The 18654-nt window shown below is 35.6% G+C and carries 17 protein-coding genes; 7 read left to right on the forward strand and 10 right to left on the reverse strand.

Annotated elements, in window-relative coordinates:
• Positions 1-26: 26 nt before the first annotated feature.
• From BST91_RS08385 to paaZ, 6 genes are all read right to left on the reverse strand, one after another.
• On the reverse strand, positions 27-623 hold the full coding sequence (locus BST91_RS08385) for an acyltransferase (protein ID WP_085775123.1): 597 nt from the start codon (positions 621-623) through the stop codon (positions 27-29).
• A complete protein-coding gene (locus BST91_RS08390) occupies positions 620-1828 on the reverse strand; it encodes a S41 family peptidase (RefSeq protein ID WP_085775124.1) in 1209 nt (402 codons plus the stop codon). The genes BST91_RS08385 and BST91_RS08390 overlap by 4 nt, the downstream gene beginning before the upstream one ends.
• 32 nt (positions 1829-1860) lie before the next feature.
• The gene (locus tag BST91_RS08395; RefSeq protein WP_085775125.1) at positions 1861-2778 is read right to left on the reverse strand and encodes a C1 family peptidase; all 918 of its coding nucleotides are present in this window, start codon (positions 2776-2778) and stop codon (positions 1861-1863) included.
• Between the two features lie 148 nt (positions 2779-2926).
• Positions 2927-3679, reverse strand: a complete 753-nt coding sequence (locus BST91_RS08400) for an enoyl-CoA hydratase/isomerase family protein (protein ID WP_085775126.1) — start codon at positions 3677-3679, stop codon at positions 2927-2929.
• A 123-nt stretch (positions 3680-3802) separates the two neighbouring features.
• Positions 3803-4663: an OmpA/MotB family protein gene (locus BST91_RS08405; RefSeq protein ID WP_085775127.1), complete on the reverse strand. Its 861-nt coding sequence runs from the start codon at positions 4661-4663 to the stop codon at positions 3803-3805.
• 192 nt (positions 4664-4855) lie between these two features.
• Positions 4856-7393 (reverse strand): phenylacetic acid degradation bifunctional protein PaaZ, encoded by a 2538-nt coding sequence (gene paaZ / locus BST91_RS08410; protein ID WP_085775128.1) that lies wholly within the window; start codon positions 7391-7393, stop codon positions 4856-4858.
• A gap of 276 nt (positions 7394-7669) precedes the next feature.
• Between paaZ and BST91_RS08415 the strand changes: the two genes are divergently transcribed.
• Together BST91_RS08415 and BST91_RS08420 are read left to right on the forward strand one after the other, a co-directional pair.
• The gene (locus BST91_RS08415) at positions 7670-8455 is read left to right on the forward strand and encodes a hypothetical protein (RefSeq protein WP_085775129.1); all 786 of its coding nucleotides are present in this window, start codon (positions 7670-7672) and stop codon (positions 8453-8455) included.
• Positions 8456-8480: 25 nt separating this feature from the next.
• A complete protein-coding gene (locus BST91_RS08420) occupies positions 8481-9236 on the forward strand; it encodes a hypothetical protein (protein WP_085775130.1) in 756 nt (251 codons plus the stop codon).
• A 53-nt stretch (positions 9237-9289) separates the two neighbouring features.
• Here BST91_RS08420 and BST91_RS08425 read toward each other — a convergent pair whose 3' ends face one another.
• Positions 9290-10504 carry an acetyl-CoA C-acyltransferase gene (locus BST91_RS08425; protein ID WP_085775131.1) on the reverse strand — a complete coding sequence of 405 codons (1215 nt, stop codon included), beginning with the start codon at positions 10502-10504 and terminating at the stop codon, positions 9290-9292.
• Positions 10505-10625: 121 nt separating this feature from the next.
• Here BST91_RS08425 and BST91_RS08430 point away from each other — a divergent pair, with 121 nt between their 5' ends.
• The 5 genes from BST91_RS08430 to BST91_RS08450 all read left to right on the forward strand — a co-directional run bounded on the left by BST91_RS08430 (position 10626) and on the right by BST91_RS08450 (position 14170).
• Positions 10626-11804, forward strand: coding sequence for a 3-hydroxyacyl-CoA dehydrogenase NAD-binding domain-containing protein (locus tag BST91_RS08430; protein WP_085775132.1), 1179 nt, complete (start codon positions 10626-10628; stop codon positions 11802-11804).
• Positions 11804-12331 carry a DUF1697 domain-containing protein gene (locus BST91_RS08435; RefSeq protein ID WP_085775133.1) on the forward strand — a complete coding sequence of 176 codons (528 nt, stop codon included), beginning with the start codon at positions 11804-11806 and terminating at the stop codon, positions 12329-12331. The genes BST91_RS08430 and BST91_RS08435 overlap by 1 nt, the downstream gene beginning before the upstream one ends.
• Before the next feature lie 3 nt (positions 12332-12334).
• A complete protein-coding gene (locus BST91_RS08440; RefSeq protein ID WP_085775134.1) occupies positions 12335-12739 on the forward strand; it encodes a PaaI family thioesterase in 405 nt (134 codons plus the stop codon).
• Between the two features lie 106 nt (positions 12740-12845).
• A complete protein-coding gene (locus BST91_RS08445) occupies positions 12846-13376 on the forward strand; it encodes an RNA polymerase sigma factor (protein ID WP_042277627.1) in 531 nt (176 codons plus the stop codon).
• Positions 13376-14170: an anti-sigma factor gene (locus tag BST91_RS08450; protein ID WP_042277624.1), complete on the forward strand. Its 795-nt coding sequence runs from the start codon at positions 13376-13378 to the stop codon at positions 14168-14170. The genes BST91_RS08445 and BST91_RS08450 overlap by 1 nt, the downstream gene beginning before the upstream one ends.
• Positions 14171-14484: 314 nt before the next feature.
• Here BST91_RS08450 and BST91_RS08455 read toward each other — a convergent pair whose 3' ends face one another.
• The 3 genes from BST91_RS08455 to BST91_RS08465 form a co-directional block, all read right to left on the reverse strand.
• Positions 14485-16701 (reverse strand): TonB-dependent receptor, encoded by a 2217-nt coding sequence (locus tag BST91_RS08455; RefSeq protein ID WP_085775135.1) that lies wholly within the window; start codon positions 16699-16701, stop codon positions 14485-14487.
• Positions 16701-17978 (reverse strand): tetratricopeptide repeat protein, encoded by a 1278-nt coding sequence (locus BST91_RS08460; RefSeq protein ID WP_085775136.1) that lies wholly within the window; start codon positions 17976-17978, stop codon positions 16701-16703. The genes BST91_RS08455 and BST91_RS08460 overlap by 1 nt, the downstream gene beginning before the upstream one ends.
• Positions 17979-18088: 110 nt before the next feature.
• Positions 18089-18649 (reverse strand): DUF4331 family protein, encoded by a 561-nt coding sequence (locus tag BST91_RS08465; RefSeq protein WP_085775137.1) that lies wholly within the window; start codon positions 18647-18649, stop codon positions 18089-18091.
• Positions 18650-18654: the final 5 nt, after the last annotated feature.

Genomic DNA, 18654 nt, shown 5'->3' on the forward strand with positions numbered 1-18654 from the left:
GAATAGCCTGTACGGCTGATTTAGCTTTATGATTTTTTAATCTCTTGGAGTGTTTTATAAAAGTCCTCTTGAACAGGTCTATTTTTAGGTAATTCTCTTAAAGGTTCCACTTGTAGCATCGTATCGTGACAATCATTTGGCAATTGCTGGTATAATCTAGTTCCTGCGGTTTTCCAATCTATCATTTGATCACTAACGTCTTTGATTTTTTTTGCAGGATTACCGACAATCAAACTACGCGGTTCAAAAATAGATTCTGCCTTTACAAAACTCATAGCTCCTACTATACATTCATCGCCTATGACAGCATCATCCATGATGACACTATTCATTCCAATTAAGCAATTGCGACCTAAATTAGCTCCATGAATGACCGCGCCGTGTCCTACATGTGCGCTTTCGCGAAAGCGGATACTTTTACCAGGAAACATGTGCACCGTACAATTTTCTTGTACGTTAACACCATCTTCTAAAATGATTTCTCCCCAATCACCACGTATTACCGCACTAGGACCTACGTAACAATTTTTACCTATGATAACATTGCCTATGACAGTTGCTTGAGGATGAATAAAGCTACTTTCGTGAACTACTGGGATATGACCTTTAAAAGAATAAATCATTGATTTTCTATATACTTTAAGGTCTGTTCTATCCAGTCCTCGTTATTATTGAGTAATACGTCAACAGGTACTCCTCTACTTTCAAATTCAAAAAATTCGTTGAATTTAAGATCTGATAAGTAAAATGAAAAACAATCCTTACCAATCGTAATTTTCTCGCCATAATTTAATCCATAGGCAATTACTCCCATGGACCTATCACCTAGTACGGTACCATTTTTTAATTCACCTATGAAATGAGTTGTTTGTTCTGCATTGCTTCCAGACTTACCATTTACAAGAACATATATATTGTTGCGTTTTGCATACTTTTTGATTGCCTTTCTCAATGGTTTACCTATTTGATCTGTACCACCACCATTATTGCGCAAATCGATGATAAGGTGATTTACTTCTAGATTTGGAAAAATATCATTTATAAACTTATTTGCTACTGCTACGTTATCATTGGCCCAACTGAACGTAGCTATACGCATATAACCAACCTTTTTATTTAACGGTTTGTAATAAAAAAGGCTATCACTTTCTGGTGCATTATAATGGTATGGCTGTGTTTTATCTTTATAAATACCGTAGAAAACGAATCTCCCGTTAACTACTCTTTCTGCTCTAGAGCTTGCAAACAGTGAAAAATCGGATTTTATAAAGGATATCCTAAACTTATCACCCAGAGCAGGAATTAATTCAAAAAATTGCATACCTGGTTCCCAATGGTCCATTTGGGTTTTTAATAATATTCCTAGGTATTTATCTTGATCTTTCACTACTCCAAAGGTGGAACCTTCACTATAATAAATCCCTTCAATATCCTGAAATGATTTCTTGCTTAGCTCTGACTGTAAAAGATTTAAATCACCCTTGTAACGTGGTAGATTTTTAAAAAACTTAGAATCCTTAATATTTATTGTATCAGAAATTCCGGTACCACGCACCCTACTATGTTCATCTCTTATTACATCTTTTAAATCTGTAATTTTTATGAAACATTCCCAGTGAGTAGTGCTTTCCTTAACTTCTGAAACTAATTTGTCTAGTTTATTTAAATATGCCGCCTCAACCTTCTTGTCTTTTGCTTGTTGCTTATAGGAAATAGTTTGTTGATATTTTAAAGCAAACTCATTGAGAGATTTCTCGCATTCACAATTTTGTGCATACATATTTACTGATGCGAAAATTACTAATAAACTTATTTTTTTAGCATTCATTTATTAGGTTTAAGAACTAGCAATGTTATTTCCTAATCAGTAAAAGCAACAGTTAATTCCGTTACACCAGTTTTATACTCTGGCATGTCAGATGATTTGAAAAAATCATAACTCACATATATATAACCATCATTTGCCCAGTATTCTCCCCAAGAATTAATCAATCTAAAAGCATTTAAATCATCATTATAACCTACAATCACCATCGCGTGACAACCTCTAAAGATATCTTCTCTAACCTCATTGACATAAAATACATCATCTTTTCTAGCAACTCCAAAAGCAGAGTCAACTTTCATACTGATTACAACAGGTCTATTATCTAACAATGCCGATTTAACTATAAATTCAGTCTCACCAATAACCCCACTTGTATTTACAGGACCTATAGTTTCATAAGATGAGATTACCGGCGATATAATATTTGCACGTTGACTTTCATTAGGCGATCTATCACAATCAGTTTGATCATAGGGAAATGTTCTGATATCTAAAACTCCTTGTTGAAGCATTATGTCAAGATTCCCGTTAACAGTACTTCCCCAGCAGTTACTAGAAGCTGAAGATAATTGATTAAATGAAAAAGCTGGACTCATAATTTCTGACTCATTTGCGATTATGCTATCAGTTGCTACATTACGCAAGTAAGTCCCTAGGTAAAAATGAGTTGCCCAAGCCGCACAGCTACCTTGTTCACCTTGAGATCTAGGAGTAGGCATAAACCTACCGAGATCGTAAATAGCAGGATAGTTGGTTTTTAGAGGATAATCAATACTACTTCCTGATACTCCTGAATCCCAGCTACAATTTAATATTCCCAATGACAAAGGATCATTAGCAGGATTAGAATCTATTATTTCATCGCCAATCTCTTCTTCACAGCAGTCATCCAGATCAGTATTACAACTAAAGAGACAGCAAATTGTCATAAAAATAAGAAACTTCTTCATATCAAAATTTTTAGCATTTATTAACTATTGTTTAAAAGTAACTAAAAATCGGAATATAAATTGTATAATCTTGTCATTTAAATTTATGATAAGACGCTCAAAAACAAAAATAACCACCAATAGAATTATCGAGGAGTATTAAAAGAACTTACTTGAACCTTTTTAATGTTTCTTTTGTAAATTCACTCAATACCAATCGCCCAGAGATTTTAGCTCTATCGATCAATAAAGTATCCCAGTCTTCACAACCTGTCCAAAACATTTTTTTCATTTCGGCCATGGCATCTGGATTATAAGTCGCTAGATGTTGCGCAAATTGTAGAACTGCCTCATCCATCTCTTCAGTAGATTCATAAACATGAGCAAATAAACCGTTATCTTTTGCCCATTGCGGTGAATAGAATTCATTAGCATTAATAGCAATCTGGCTCATACCGGTTAAACCTAATTTACGCTCTACTGCTGGCCCCACTACAAAAGGACCTATACCTATATTAAGTTCACTTAGTTTTATAGCAGCATATTGAGTGGCAAAACAATAATCGGTAGCAGCAGCTACTCCTACTCCACCACCAACAGTTTTTCCTTGTACACGCCCGATGATAAATTTGGGACATTTACGCATGGCGTTAATTACATTAGCAAAACCACTAAAAAATTCCAGACCTTGCTCCTTATTTTCAATTGCAACCAATTCTTTAAAACTAGCACCTGCACAAAACGTTCTCGCTCCACCAGACTTCAAAATAATCACTTTAGTTTCTTCATCTTTACCTGCGTCTTCTATTGATTGTGCAAGATTTGCAAGCACATCACTAGGTAATGAATTGTGTGCTGGGTGAAAAAACTCAATAGTTGTAATCCCATTATCAGTTTGAGATGTTACGTAAGGTGCGGTCATAATTTTCAATACTTTATTTGTAGTTCAAATCTAAGATTTCTTTGGCGTTTTTATAAAGATATAACCATAAAAAAGCCTCTTGTTTACACAAGAGGCATAACATTTCCTGTTATTGTTAAACGATTAGTCGTTAGTTCTATTTACTGCCGCTACTTCACCTTCTAATAAAGCAAAAAATTTGTCTAGATTAGGCATAATTACGATTTGTGTACGTCTATTTTTAGCCATGTTTTCTCTACTATCATTTGCTACTACTGGATCATAACTTCCTCGACCTGCAACAATTAATTGATCTGGCGAAACATTAAATTTGTTTTCTAATCTTCTTACAATTGATGCGCTACGCTCGGTACTCAGGTCCCAATTGTCTTTAATATAACTTCCTTCTTTTACTGTTCTACTATCTGTATGACCAACTATAAGAACTTCTAACGATGGCTCACTATTTACTACTTGTGCAATACGATTTAAAATACCATCTGCATCTTTTCCTATTCTGTAACTACTGTCTTTGAACAACATGTCGTCATCAATATCTATCATTACAACTGTTTCATCAACCGATACATTTAAATCTGAATTTTCTGGCAGACCAGAAAGCTTTTTGGACATATTGTGAGCAATAGCGACATTAAGAGAATCTTTTAAAGTGGTTGCTCCGGCTAGTTTTGCCGCTGGCACATCTTTCAAAGTTGCCCTCATCGCTTTTTTGTTGTTTTCAGACATAACTAGATCACCGTTATCCTGTGAAACTAACATCCCATCCTTCTCTGTTTTGAGAGAAGCAATCTTGGCATTGTATCGATCCACTCGCATTTCTATTTCATTCATGCGATTTTCTAATTGTTCTTTTTCAACTCGTGTTTTTTGAAGTTGAGATACAGTGGTGTTGTACTGTGATTCTAGCTCGGTGTATTTCTTTTTTGAAACACAGCTCGTTGTTAACAGAACTACTCCTGTAGCAATAAAAATTTTCTTGATCATAACTTATTTATTTGATAGCAACATAATGTGATGATCAAACGAATAGTATATAGAAAAGCTTAAAGTGTCGTTAAACAATTTATAAACACCAATCAATGTATTGATTTACAGTTATTTATAATCAACACATTGATTTAGTGCAATTGTTAATTAATTATATAAATTAAGAGTTACTTAAGAATCACTTAGTCTTTATAACAGTCCAAATTGTTCCAAATGATGTGTTACATGTTTACGCTCCAGCAAGCTCCACTCGTATTTAGAAAGCGGTCCGAAAACAGCATTCTTTGTGGTTGCTTTAGGGTTGCGTTTGAAATAGTCTAGGTATTCATTACGAGCCTCAAAAAGTTTAGCAATAGCGGTTGCCAGGTCTTCATGCTGTAACTCCTCTAGGCTTCCATCTTGTTTCATTAACGGCATCTTAAAATCGCGCGGCATTTTCTCATAATTCCATAAGGTTGCTGCCACTTTTTCTAGATATTTCTCTGGTGTTGTTACTTCAAAATCTTGAATCTCACCACTAGCAATTCTGTAACCATGCTCTAGATGCTCGACCATGTGCTGCATGGTCATGTTACCCCATAATGGTTTTGTTTCTGGGCTCGCTTTCTCGAAAGCGAAACGCATAAAACGTTCATTGATTTCTGGAAATGTTGTTTGTTTTTTCTCTACCATCGTAAGAATAGTCGCAACTGCAACGAGAGCTTGTGCTTCTTCGTCCGTTTTACCGTTTTCATAATCGACTGGCTCTGCGTCAAAAACCTCAACATACCATTTTACGATACCACTAGGATGCTCACGACCGCTTACATCGCGCTCGCGTTTTTCTTTACAAGTTAATCGCACATAAATTGTATCGTTGTGGTATAACGGTCTTAAAAAACGAATATCTTCAAGTCCATAATTGGCACTTACTGGTCCTTTATTAGGATAGACGAACAAACCAGCCGCCGCACTGATGATAAAGTAACCATGTGCTGTACGCTTTTTAAAAATGCTACCATCTAAACTGGTGATGTCTGTATGGGCATAAAAATGGTCCCAAGTAAGATTAGCAAAGTTTTGAATATCCGTATCGGTAAGAGTACGCTTGTGTGTTTGCAGACTCATACCAGGTTTGATATCTTCATAATGATAGGCAAAAGGATGCTTTTCGGCTTCTTTATACGCACCATTAGGTTGGTATATTCCTGTCACCTCGGTCAACGTGGTCGGGCTACCTTGAACCGCACAACGCTGCATGTAGTGTTTGATACCGCGCAGTCCGCCCATTTCCTCGCCGCCGCCGGCACGTCCTGGTCCACCATGCACTAATAACGGTAGCGGTGATCCGTGTCCGGTGGATTGTTTTGCACTTTCGGCATTTAAACATAGTATTCTTCCATGATGCGATGCGGCTTCTACGGTGTACGCTTTCGCGAAAGCGTCATCACCAGTAACCACACTGCTCACCAGAGAACCTCTCCCCATTTGAGCCAATTCGATTGCCTCTTCAATCCCATTGTAAGGCATGATCGTACTCACAGGACCAAAAGCCTCAATCTCGTGAACGGCTGTGTTTTTAAATGGGTTGTCTTCACGCAATAAAATAGGTGACATGAACGAGCCTTTTTGGGCATCGGCGCCATGAACCTCAACATTCTCTAAATCACCATAAACGATATTTGCTGTCTCGGTTAGCTTTTTGATTTGGTTAATCGTAGTGTCTCGCTGGTCATTATTAATTAACGCACCCATGCGTGTTTCCTTTAGTTTAGGATCACCTATAACAGTACGACTTAATTGCTTTCCTAAAGCGATCTGAACATCTTCAACCAGATTTTCTGGAACGATAATGCGACGTATAGCAGTACATTTCTGGCCGCATTTTACGGTCATCTCTTTACGTACTTCCTTAATAAACAGATCAAATTCTGCCGTTCCAGGAACCGCATCTTCTCCCAAAACACAAGCATTTAAACTATCTGCTTCCATTGTAAATGGAACACTTTCTTCTAGAATCTGGCTGTGATTTTTAAGTTTACGACCTGTGGCAGCACTACCTGTGAAGGTCACGACATCTTGAGATTGTACAGTGTCCAAAATACTTGTAGTAAGCCCAGATAACAATTGCAGTGACCCTTCTGGTAAAATACCGCTATTGATAATCTCACGCACTACAGCCTCTGTTAAGAAAGCTGTTTGAGGTGCTGGCAGAACCACTGCTGGCATTCCTGCCATCCAGTTTACGGCACATTTCTCTAACATTCCCCAAACTGGAAAATTAAACGCATTGATGTGAACTGCTACTCCTTTTTTAGGTACTAAAAGGTGGTGTGCCATAAAGCGTCCACCACGAGACAAATCTATAGGCTCACCTTCTACCGCATAACTTTGGTCTGGAAAGAGTTTACGTAAACTGGCATTTGCAAATAGATTACCAAATCCTCCTTCTATATCTATCCAGCTATCTACTCTCGTTGCACCGGTGCGGTAACTAATCTCGTAAAACTGTTCCTTGCGCTTGGTAAGATAAAGTGCTAATTTCTTTATCATATTACCTCGCTGTTGGAAGGTCATATCTCTAAGGATTTTACCATTATCTCTACCATATTGCAAGGCACTAGCGATATCCAACCCTTCTGTACTTGTTAAGCCTATTACGTCACCTGTAATAGCGTCGTACATATTACGAGCATTTCTATCATCTCCTGTTAACCATTGTCCATTTATATAAGAAGGTAAAATCATAATATCGTGTTGTTATCAGGCTTTTAAAGATGATAAAGCCCTTAATTTAAATTCGCATGATTGATTGTTACGAAAATAATAAATGATAACAGTACAAGACTAACATTTGTTAGTTAATTTAAATTCTTAAAATATTTTGTAAGAAATTGGATTCACTATTAATTGAAAATAAAACTGTTAAACCAAGAATAATACCGATTATAGATTTAAATAAAACCGCATGATCCATTTACTCGTAAACCTACACTATACAATACGTTTGCAAAAAAATGAGAAATGAAATTACTGTGGTTATTATTAATGAGTTCCATACTGTCTTATTTTGGTCAGGCTCAAGTAGGAATAGGCACTACTAATCCTGCAATTGGGACTATTCTTCACATAGATGATTCCAGCGGAACTAAAGGTGTAAAACTACCCGATGCTAACCTCATTGACCTCAATACCATCGATCCTTTACCGATAGGTACACAAGTAGGAACCATGGTTTATAACATTAACACCTTCACAGGTCAAGGATTTTTTTATTGGACTGGCCTTGTATGGGCTCCTTTACAGTTGTTCTCTGAAAGAGCTGCGAAATTTCAGAATTTTAAAAATATAGAGACGACTAACGATGTTAACCTTAATACTACTGCTGGTGTAGATGTGGAAATTATGGATGGCGTTGTGTTTAATGATAATCTAGATCTTTTTGAACAAGTAACTGATGCTAATAATCGTGTAACTAGAATTAAAGTAAAAAAATCTGGCAGATACAAAATCACCGTTTTTATAGGTTTAGAACAAGATGATGCTACAGCAGGATCTTCATCCATCCAAGGAAGAATTCGAATAAAAGATTCGATGAATTCATTGAGGTTTGAAGGTAGTTCTCACCGAAGTTCTGAGATGGATCGAAATGGAACCGGTGATGATGATGGAACACTTTCATTTTCAGAAATTTTAAATCTTGATGAAAATGATGAAATCTCTATTAATTGTTCCAATCTAGAAGGTACTGCAGCTGTTTATCAACGAGACAAAAAAGGCTCTGCATTTATAATAGAAAAAATCAGATAAAACTTACAACTTAATCCCTATTCTTTTGAAAACAATTACAGTTTTATTAGTAATCCTATTATCCCTACCAATTCATGCTCAAGTAGGTATAGGAACCAGTCATCCTGCCACAGGAACTAGCCTGCATATAGAAGATTCTACAGGAACAAGCGGTGTACTTTTCCCCAAAGTAAATATCCTAGATTTACAAACGGTAGATCCACTTCCCACAGGTACGGAAAACGGGACCATAGTCTACAATACAAATCTTACTACTGGTGAAGGTTACTACTATTTCAAGGATGGTAAATGGGAACCCATTTTTGGGGTTGTAGGCTCTATGGCAAAATTCACGAACCTTCTATTTTCCACAAGTTCCAATAATTTAAATACAGGAGGCTGGACAACTACTCAATTATGTACTAGCACTTATTTTAATGACAACGCAACCGTATATCAAGAATCTGGCAATACCACATTGACTGTAGGTCAAACTGGTAGGTATAAGGTTATTGTCAATATATCGTTAGAAGGCTTTTCTGGTAATAACAATCAAGCATTGCTAGCTGTAGAATCTACATTACGTATAAATGGCACTCAAACTGGTGGTATCTATCGCAGTCAAGAAATGATTTCTGCAAATAGCTCTACACCTGATTATAGCAGCATTAGTATCACCGAAATTATTGAATTAAATGCTATGGATAAAATTACTGTAGCTACCAGACGTACTCAAGATACTGGTACAGTTTATTTACGCTCTGAAAGGTCCTCGAGCATCTTTATTGAAAGATTAGATTAATTATCAAACCCCAGTTTAAAATTTAACTGGGGTTTGATAACTAGAAAGCTATCTTACAAACTAGCATTCTCAATCACCATCGCATAACCTTGACCTACACCTACACACATGGTAATAAGCGCATAGCGTTTACCGGTAAGTTGTAATTCCAACGCCGCGGTATTTGCAAGCCTAGCTCCTGTCATTCCAAGTGGATGACCGATAGCGATGCTTCCACCGTTAGGATTAATTCTAGGATCATCATCTGCCAGTCCCCATGAACGAGTGCATGCTAATGCTTGTGATGCAAATGCTTCATTTAATTCTATAACATCCATATTGTCCATGGTTAGACCTGCTTTTTCAAGCGCACGATTACTAGCTTCTACAGGTCCTATTCCCATTATACGAGGTTCTACTCCTACTACAGCACTACTCAGTACTTGAGCTCTAGGCTTTAAATCATACTTCTTGACAGCATCTTCACTAGCAATAACTAATGCAGCAGCACCATCATTAAGTCCGCTAGAATTTCCAGCAGTCACTGATCCACCTTCTTTCTTGAAAGCTGGACGTAACTTTGCAAGTATTTCTTTGGAAGTAGTAGGTTTTATAAATTCGTCTTGATCAAAGACAATTGGGTCTTTTTTACGTTGCGGTATTTCAACAGCTACAATTTCTTTAGCAAGTCTTCCATTTTGTTGTGCAGCAGTAGCTTTATGCTGTGACCATGCTGCAAAGGCATCTTGATCTTCACGAGATATACCAAATTTCTCTACAAGATTTTCGGCTGTATTCCCCATTCCATCTACTCCATATATTTCGGCCATTTTGTGGTTTACAAATCTCCAGCCAAAACTACTATCATACATCTTACTGTCATTACCAAAAGCACTACTAGGTTTTGCTATGACGTAAGGACCGCGTGTCATATTTTCTACACCACCGCATACAAACACATCGCCATCACCAGTCTGAATAGCACGATGAGCGTGTACCACACTACTTAAACCAGAGCTACATAACCTATTAACTGTTTCTCCTGGAACGCTCCATGGCAATCCAGCAAGTAATCCAGCCATGCGTGCTACGTTACGATTATCCTCACCAGCTTGATTAGCACATCCCATAATAACATCGGCATAGGCTTCTTTTGGAATACTAGAATTCCTGTCAACGACAGTTTTTATAACAAGAGCCGCCATGTCATCTGGACGTACTTTAGACAGCGTTCCTTTGTAATTTCCTACTGGCGTTCGTACACCATCGATGATATATGTTTTTTTCATAAAGTATATAAATTACGCTTTCGCGAAAGCGGAAAAGTAAAATGATTTTCATCAAAAATACAAATAAGAAACTCGGTAGATGTATCCTCAAACTCTTAAATTTGAAGATCAAAATTAATCTATGAAAATTAAGACAGTAGGAATAATAGGTGCTGGAACAATGGGTCGTGGTATTGCACAAGTTGCAGCTACCGCTGGATGCACGGTTGCACTTTTTGATACGAATCAAGAAGCTCTAGATAATGCCCGCGCATCTCATGAAAAAATCATGAATCGATTGGTAGAAAAAGGTCGTATCGATGAAGATGAGAAAAACCGAATTCTAAGTAATATCACGTATGTGGATGCTGTCTCCGCTTTCGCGAAAGCAGACCTCATCATAGAAGCTATTATAGAGAATATTGACATTAAGAAAAAGGTTTTTCAAACTATTGAAAAAACTGTTTCTGAATCATGTATCGTCGCGTCAAATACCAGTAGTTTAAGTATCGCGAGTATTGCTGCATCACTAGACAAACCCGATCGTTGTGTAGGTATTCATTTTTTCAATCCTGCTCCATTAATGAAATTGGTAGAAGTTATACCAGCTGTACAAACTAGTGAAATAACTTTAAACACCAGTGTTGCTACTATTAAAGAATGGGGTAAGGTTGTGGCAGTAGCAAAAGACACACCAGGTTTTATCGTTAACCGCGTAGCACGTCCTTTTTATGGAGAAGCTATAAGAATTTTTGAAGAAGGCATTGCCGATATTCCTACCATAGATTACGCTTTAAAGGGTTTAGGTTTTAAAATGGGACCTTTTGAGCTTACAGATTTCATAGGCCATGATGTAAATTATGTAGTGACTGAGACTGTATTTAAGGCTTTCTATTACGACCCGAGATACAAACCTAACTTTTCTCAAAAAAGGTTAGTTGAAGCTGGATGGTTAGGCCGAAAAAGTGGTAGAGGTTTTTATGATTATAAAAATGATGAAGCCACTAATTTCTATGGAAAACAAGAACCAAATAAAGAGACTAAACTTATCGAGAAAATTCAAGACAGAATCCTTGTTATGCTTATTAATGAAGCTGCCGATGCTTTGTTTTTAAATATAGCAAACGCTACTGATATTGATACCGCCATGACTAAAGGTGTTAATTACCCTAAAGGACTACTTTCATGGGCTAATGAAAAAGGAATTTCATGGTGTGTAGACCAATTAGACTCATTATACGATCTGTATCGTGAGGACCGTTACCGTTGTTCACCTCTATTAAGAAGATTGAATGAGCACGGTAAGCAATTTGATATTTAATGAGATACGTAGGTTTATTAAGAGGTGTTAATGTAGGCGGCAAAAACAAACTTCCAATGGCTGAATTGAGGAAAGCTTTAAGCTTTCTTCCTTTTGATAATTTAGTGACATACATACAATCTGGAAATATTGTCTTTGATTCTGATTTTAGCAGTACAGAATGTTCTACTCTCATATCAAACACAATATCTCAAAATTTTAACCTGAACATTCCTGTAGTAGTTTTTGAACAAACTAATATTATAGAAATATTAGATTCTAATCCATTTAAAAAGCTATGTGAGGTAGAGAAAAAATTCATGTCTTTTGGATTTCTTGATGAATACCCCAGTAAGGAAAATTGTGAATTAATGGAGTCTTTTTCCAATGAAAAGGAGTTCATCAAAATAACAGAAAATATCCTATTTTTTTACTGCACTATCGGGTTTGGTAAAACAAAATTGACTAACCATTTTATGGAGAAGAAACTCAAAGTTTCTTCAACTATGAGAAACTATAATACCACTTTGAAATTATCAACATTGTAGAATATGGACGGAAAAGAAATACCTAAAAAAATGCTTAGCCTAGATCCATTTTCACAATGGTTAGGTATCGAGATTTTAGAATGTGAGGTAGGTAAAGTTACATTAGGAATGACTGTAAGACCCGAAATGCTTAATAGCATGGGTAAAGCTCACGGTGGCATTACCTACTCCTTGGCAGATAGTTGTTTTGGTTTTACTGCAAATACACATGGCAAATATGCGGTCTCTATTGAAACTAGTATCAATCATATTGAAGCACTAGAAGCAGGTGATTATTTGATAGCAACTTGCACTCTTAATGAGACAAGAAATAAAGTAGGCTTCAATATTGTTGAGATTTACAAGGGCAAAACTTTAGTTGCGTTATTTAAAGGAGTAGTTTACCGCACCAATAAGAATTGGGAATAAATCATACTTGTTAAGAAATAACTTAGAAAAATAAACTTATTGAGTATCCAAATATGCAATACCACTAAGTTTTTCTATTTTTACACATTACCGGTAAATTGAATTAATGACATCACTAGATAATCTTATAACAAGATTTAAAAACAAAGAGGTTGATGCTTTTGAAAAGCTATACGAAATGTATAGCGATAGTATCTATGGTGTCATCATGAATATCGTGAGAAATGAAGAAATGGCGACCGAGCTTTTACAGGATTCATTCTTAAAAGCCTGGAACAACGCAGAAACTTACAATTCTAAAAAAGGAAGGTTTTTTACCTGGATGCTTAATATAGCGCGTAATAGCGCAATTGATAAAACAAGATCCAAAGCTTTTAAACAATCACGTAAAAACCTAGACTCTAGTTTATTCGTAGATATTATACCGGACCATGAAAATCTGGATAACAAGACAGACGCTATAGGCATCAAAAATTATGTAAAAGCCCTTGGTGAAACTTGTAAACAACTTATAGAATTACTTTATTTTAAAGGTTTCACTCATAAAGAAGCCGCTGAGGAATTAGGTAATCCTATAGGAACGATTAAAACTAGAAATCGTAATTGCATCAAACAATTACGCGATATGGTATTATAATGAAGGATGTTAAAGAATACATAGAATCTGGAATTCTTGAGCTATATGTAGCTGGAAAACTTAGTGAACAGGAAAATCAAGAGGTTCATGAGATGATGTATGAACATCCTGAAATTAAAAAAGAAGTTGAGGAAATTGAAAAAGCGATTTTGCTATTAACGGCATCAGTAGCTCCAGGAACAGTTTCCTTCAACAATATTTTAAATCATCTAAACTCAAACGATAAAAGAGTAATACCGTTAAAAACTAGATATAATTGGGTTACCTATACCGGTTGGGCAGCAAGTATATTATTAGCAGCTGGCTTAATTTATAATTATCAGTCCAAAGTTGATTTACAAAGCGAATTAGAACTAACAGAGAGAGAAAATCGAATTCTTGAAATTAAGTTTGAAGACTCTCAGGAAGCTCTAGTTCAAACACAAAACACCTTAGATGCTATAAGAAGTAAAGACGTTATTACTATACCCTTAGGAGGTCAAGGTAATTTTGCCGACTCTTATGCTAAGGTATACTGGAATAAGAAAGATAATTCTATTTATATTGACGGGTCTGGCCTACCAGAAACTCCAACTGGTAAAGTATGGCAAATATGGTCTTTAACTTTAAATCCGCTTACTCCGACTAGTTTAGGAACTATTGACGGTTTCAATGAAGATGAAGACAAACTATTTAAGTTTGAAAATGAATATAGTAGTGAAGCTTTTGGGATAACTCTAGAACCAACAGGCGGAAGTGAATCTCCTACTATGGATCAACTACATACTCTAGGTGTAGTAAATTCAAATCCTTAAAGGGTTCATTTTTCATTAATTCTATAATCCTTCTTAAAGTAAATTTTCTCCATCATTTACAGGCTAATTCATTAATTGGCTTGTCCAGCTATTGAACTTTCTTATGTTAAAATTGAAGATTCCGTTTAAACTAGTTCAGTGACTTCTTTTTAATCAACATTAATTGAAATCAAAAACGCCCGTATTCAATATACGAGCGCTTTTTCAACCAACTAACTAACCAATTAACTATTACAATTAGAAAATAAAAACCTTAAAATTATCTCAATCAAACCATCGGCTAGTAATCAGTATATTCTAAACATATAAAGGTTTTAAAATGTGTATGTAGCAATACCTCTTATGTAAAAAGGTGTTCCTGGAGTAAAGTGTAATTCTTCGGTACTTGCAGATTCATTTAATAAACGAGATTCAGTAGCAAACTGCGCCTCATTCCAATCAATATCAAATAGATTTTCTACTCTAACTCCAAGGGTGAGCTTATTAAACTCATATGATACATTTAAATCAAACACTGTATAACCTTCGGCTGTTATAGTATTATCTTCGTTTGCTGGCCTATCATCGATGTATCTCATTTGCAGACCACCTGAGAAATTTTTAATATTCTTAAAGTATAAACCAGAGACCAATGTAAAGTCAGGAGCCAAAGGAATAAAATCCTCTCCATCAAGTTCATCAATAGTTCTTGCTTTAGTATAAGTTGCATCTGCATTTAGAAAAAGCCAATCGGTTAATTGGTATCTAGCACTTAAATCAATCCCGTATCTTCTTGTTTTTCCACTAGGCTCAACTATCCCGGCATCACCAACATACACAAACTCTTGTTCTAAAAACAAATACCACAAAGCACCTTCTACTAATAACCTAGGTGCAGGTTTCCAGGTCAATCCTAAATCCGCGTTGTAGGATCTTGGTAATATTTCTTCACCTTGATTAGCTACAACTACTCGAGCATCATTAGAATGAAATCCTAAACCAGATTTAGCGTAAACTTGAAAATCATTGTTTATAGTATAGTATAAATTTAGTTTTGGATTAAGAAGGGTTTCAGTTTCAGATTGGGTTTCATAATTTTCTTGTAACTGATCGTTATATAAGAAATTGAAATTATCCAATCGCACACCTGGCTGAATTTTAAACTTACCAAAATCCAACATTGCTTCTACATAGGCACTAGTATTGGTTTGATTAATATCACCTAACTGTAACACCTCAAGAGTTGTTTTTCTGTTTGCTGTTCTGGATAACTCAACATCATTATTAACATCGTGCCTTAAACTAAAACCATAACTCAAATCAAGATCAAAGTTTGAGAAATTCTGGTTGTAGTTAAACTTTGTATTTATACCATATATATCACGATTCTCACGTTGTTTAATCTGATCACCATTAATAGGGTCCTCTAAAAAGAAAGTAAAGTTTGAGAAAAGTTCAAAAGTATAATTAGAATAAAAAGCATTTGCGGTTAAGGTTGTGTTTTCCGAAAGAATTGACTGGAAACTTATATTGAAATTAGTTCTTGAAGTAGCACCACCTTCCGTATCATCTATTGCCCCAAAACGTGTAATAAGTCCTCTATCAACTGCTCGTTGAGGAATTTGACCAGATGCATCCCAACGGCTTGTGAAATGAGAAGCCGTAAGTTCTACTCGATCTCCTGAAGCTAGGTTCTTTATATACTTTGTAAATAAATTGATTCTATTAAAATTTTGTGGAGATTCGAATGGACCATCACTCTCTAGGTATTCTACAGCTAGATAAGCATTATCAGTGCTCTTTTTATCTAAGAGGTTAAACATACCGACTGTTCTCAATGTATTAAATTGCCCAAGACTCAGGCTCAAACTATTCTTTTGTAAATAATCTTTGGTTTTAAAACTTACATATCCAGCTGTATTGAAATCTCCTTTATCAGCATAATACGCGCCTTTACCAAAGTCGATAACATCTATCGTTTCTGGGATTAAAAAATGAAGGTCGCTATAACCTTGTCCATGAGCATGTGATACCATATTCACCGGCATGCCATCCACATCGATTGCTACATCAGTTCCATGGTCAATATCAAATCCACGTAAGAAAATTTGTTCAGCTTTACCACCACCAGCGTGTTGACCAATGAAAAGACCTGGTACTTTCCTTAAAATTTCTTGTGATGATGTTACAGGTGAAATTTCTAGATCTATTTTGGAAACTGTTGAAGTAAGATTCTTTTGAGAGGCTACAACCAGTTCCTTAAGCTCTACTGGTTTTAACTTCAAAACAATTTTATTGTCCAACATAGTTTCAACTTCTAATAGTTGGGTAGAATAACCTAAAGACCTATACATGACAGTATCTCCAATTTTTGTATTCAATAATTCAAACCTACCTAATTCATTACTATGAGTGTGTTCTTGGGTGCGTTGGTTTTCTATAAAAACATCCTGTAATGGTTGATTAAATTCTGATACAACTGTTCCTGAAAACTGCTGTGCATGCAATAAGGAGCTTATTAAAAATGTAGCTAAAAAAAAGGCGTTTCTCATTATAAAGTTTTAATCTTAGAAGTTGTCACAGGTCCTAATTCATATGAGCTTGCAAGTAATTCTTTTTTCATTTCCTGAACAATTTCTGCACGATTAACATTTTTATAAATGTTAGCCATGTGAAATAAGGCCACTGGTTCAAAAGTTTTACCATACACCTTATCATCTATTATTTCAATAGCTTTTTCTGTTTCTCCAAGATTAAAATAACTCCAGGCAAGTAAATCATACGCCATAGGAGTTGGTCTGTTTTCTACTTCAACTTTTGCTATTTCTAGAGCAATCTCTGGTTGTTTAATCTCATCAATAAAAATTGCAATGTCGTAAGCATTATACATATCACCGTAATTCTCATCTTTAGATAATAATTTATATTGGTTTAATGCTGTTTCCTTTTCAACTGCATTACCTGAGTATTCAGAAATTTCGGCTTTTAATAGATACAAATCCGGAGACTTATAGTAGGACAAACAATGATCTATAATATCATTTGCATCGGACACTTTATTTTCATGGGAATATAATATCCATGCGATACCTTTTTTAGCATAGGCATCCTCTGGCTTTAAATCTAATGCTTTTAAGTAATGATTATAACTTTTTTCTATTTCGCCAGCATGACCATAAAAGTCCGCAAGATTTGTATAGGACCAATATTTGAGAGAAGACAAGTTTGAGGATTCTGCAATTTTTGTAGCCTTTTCCATATTAAAAATGGCATTATCCAAATTACCCTTATGATCTTCCCATTTTGCTACTCTTATAAAGTAATCAAATCCACCATCGTTTCTTATGGCATCTAACTGTTTTTCTGCTAGAGAATAGTTTCCTAGCTCTAAATGGACATCAAATAACATTTTTTGAGTAGCTAAAAGACCATCTCCTATATTTTCCGCATCTTCCAATAACTTTAGAGCTTCTTTAAAACGATGTTGAGATATGTAATTTGAAGCTAGGGATCTTAAGTAGCCCGGTTCTCTATTTTGTGTTAATTCAACAGCTTTATTTAAATCAGCCTCTGCTAATTTTAGATATTCAATTTTTGCTGTGAGATCAAATAGACTAGAATAGACATTTGCTCTTTTTACGTAATAAGGATGTTGATTAGGTGTTTTGTTTATTTTGTTAGTCCAGAATAGTGCATCTTCAAGTTGCGACTTTAAATCTGGTGTATGGTTAAGATACTCTGTATATTCGTCACCAGTTTTGAAGCTGTTTTCACAACTTATAGACATGGCGAGTAACATTGCGAGCAATGAGTAAATAGCAGTTTTCATTTTTAGGTTTTTAAGGTTTTTAAATATTAAGAGACGAGCTTTTCATTAAGAGAACCTTTAAAAAACTCGCCTCTAAGTAAATGGGGAATAGATATCAACTAGCTACTCACCTACCAAGGTGAAGCTAGGTAAGGGAAAGAACTATCAAATTGTTTATCATTAGCATCAACATTGTCATTTGATAAACCAGGATTTTCAGAAAAATCTTCACCTCCAAAAATCAATAAAAGTTCTACTGTAATAACATCATCAGTTAAAGCACGACCCGTTAACACATTAGTCCCATCAAAAAAGGTTGTAGTCCCATCTAGTGATACATTAAGGACATCTGTAGCAAGTAAACCTGTAAAGGCAGCCGCATCTTGTCCTAAAGCATTTTGATCACCAGGATTTGCAAAGGCCGGACTCAATCCAGTAAGATTGTTTTCAAACATCGTTTGAAACATTGTATTTTGATTAGATGGAATTGTAGTATTAAAATTATCTTTCATTCCAGAAGACACAAAGACAGTATTAACTGCTGGTCTTCCCATTTGATCTTGTTGTACAAATGTTCCAGAAAAATCTGGTCCTTGTGGAGTTGTATTTATATCGTCGTCGTCACTACAACTAACAGCTGTAAAAGCTAAAGAGACAACTAGAATCGATATCTTAAAAATATTAGATTTCATATTAA

Origin of the sequence: Nonlabens tegetincola (assembly GCF_002117085.1) — a bacterium.
GTDB lineage: Bacteria > Bacteroidota > Bacteroidia > Flavobacteriales > Flavobacteriaceae > Nonlabens > Nonlabens tegetincola.

Excerpts from the sequence above, each read along its gene's own strand:
- BST91_RS08405 (WP_085775127.1), bottom strand. The coding sequence starts at position 4,663 with ATGATCAAGAAAATTTTTATTGCTACAGGAGTAGTTCTGTTAACAACG.
- BST91_RS08390 (WP_085775124.1), bottom strand. The coding sequence starts at position 1,828 with ATGAATGCTAAAAAAATAAGTTTATTAGTAATTTTCGCATCAGTAAAT.
- BST91_RS08440 (WP_085775134.1), top strand. The coding sequence starts at position 12,335 with ATGGACGGAAAAGAAATACCTAAAAAAATGCTTAGCCTAGATCCATTT.
- paaZ (WP_085775128.1), bottom strand. The coding sequence starts at position 7,393 with ATGATTTTACCTTCTTATATAAATGGACAATGGTTAACAGGAGATGAT.
- BST91_RS08455 (WP_085775135.1), bottom strand. The coding sequence starts at position 16,701 with ATGAGAAACGCCTTTTTTTTAGCTACATTTTTAATAAGCTCCTTATTG.
- BST91_RS08400 (WP_085775126.1), bottom strand. The coding sequence starts at position 3,679 with ATGACCGCACCTTACGTAACATCTCAAACTGATAATGGGATTACAACT.
- BST91_RS08445 (WP_042277627.1), top strand. The coding sequence starts at position 12,846 with ATGACATCACTAGATAATCTTATAACAAGATTTAAAAACAAAGAGGTT.
- BST91_RS08465 (WP_085775137.1), bottom strand. The coding sequence starts at position 18,649 with ATGAAATCTAATATTTTTAAGATATCGATTCTAGTTGTCTCTTTAGCT.
- BST91_RS08450 (WP_042277624.1), top strand. The coding sequence starts at position 13,376 with ATGAAGGATGTTAAAGAATACATAGAATCTGGAATTCTTGAGCTATAT.
- BST91_RS08415 (WP_085775129.1), top strand. The coding sequence starts at position 7,670 with ATGAAATTACTGTGGTTATTATTAATGAGTTCCATACTGTCTTATTTT.
- BST91_RS08425 (WP_085775131.1), bottom strand. The coding sequence starts at position 10,504 with ATGAAAAAAACATATATCATCGATGGTGTACGAACGCCAGTAGGAAAT.
- BST91_RS08460 (WP_085775136.1), bottom strand. The coding sequence starts at position 17,978 with ATGAAAACTGCTATTTACTCATTGCTCGCAATGTTACTCGCCATGTCT.
- BST91_RS08435 (WP_085775133.1), top strand. The coding sequence starts at position 11,804 with ATGAGATACGTAGGTTTATTAAGAGGTGTTAATGTAGGCGGCAAAAAC.
- BST91_RS08430 (WP_085775132.1), top strand. The coding sequence starts at position 10,626 with ATGAAAATTAAGACAGTAGGAATAATAGGTGCTGGAACAATGGGTCGT.
- BST91_RS08385 (WP_085775123.1), bottom strand. The coding sequence starts at position 623 with ATGATTTATTCTTTTAAAGGTCATATCCCAGTAGTTCACGAAAGTAGC.
- BST91_RS08395 (WP_085775125.1), bottom strand. The coding sequence starts at position 2,778 with ATGAAGAAGTTTCTTATTTTTATGACAATTTGCTGTCTCTTTAGTTGT.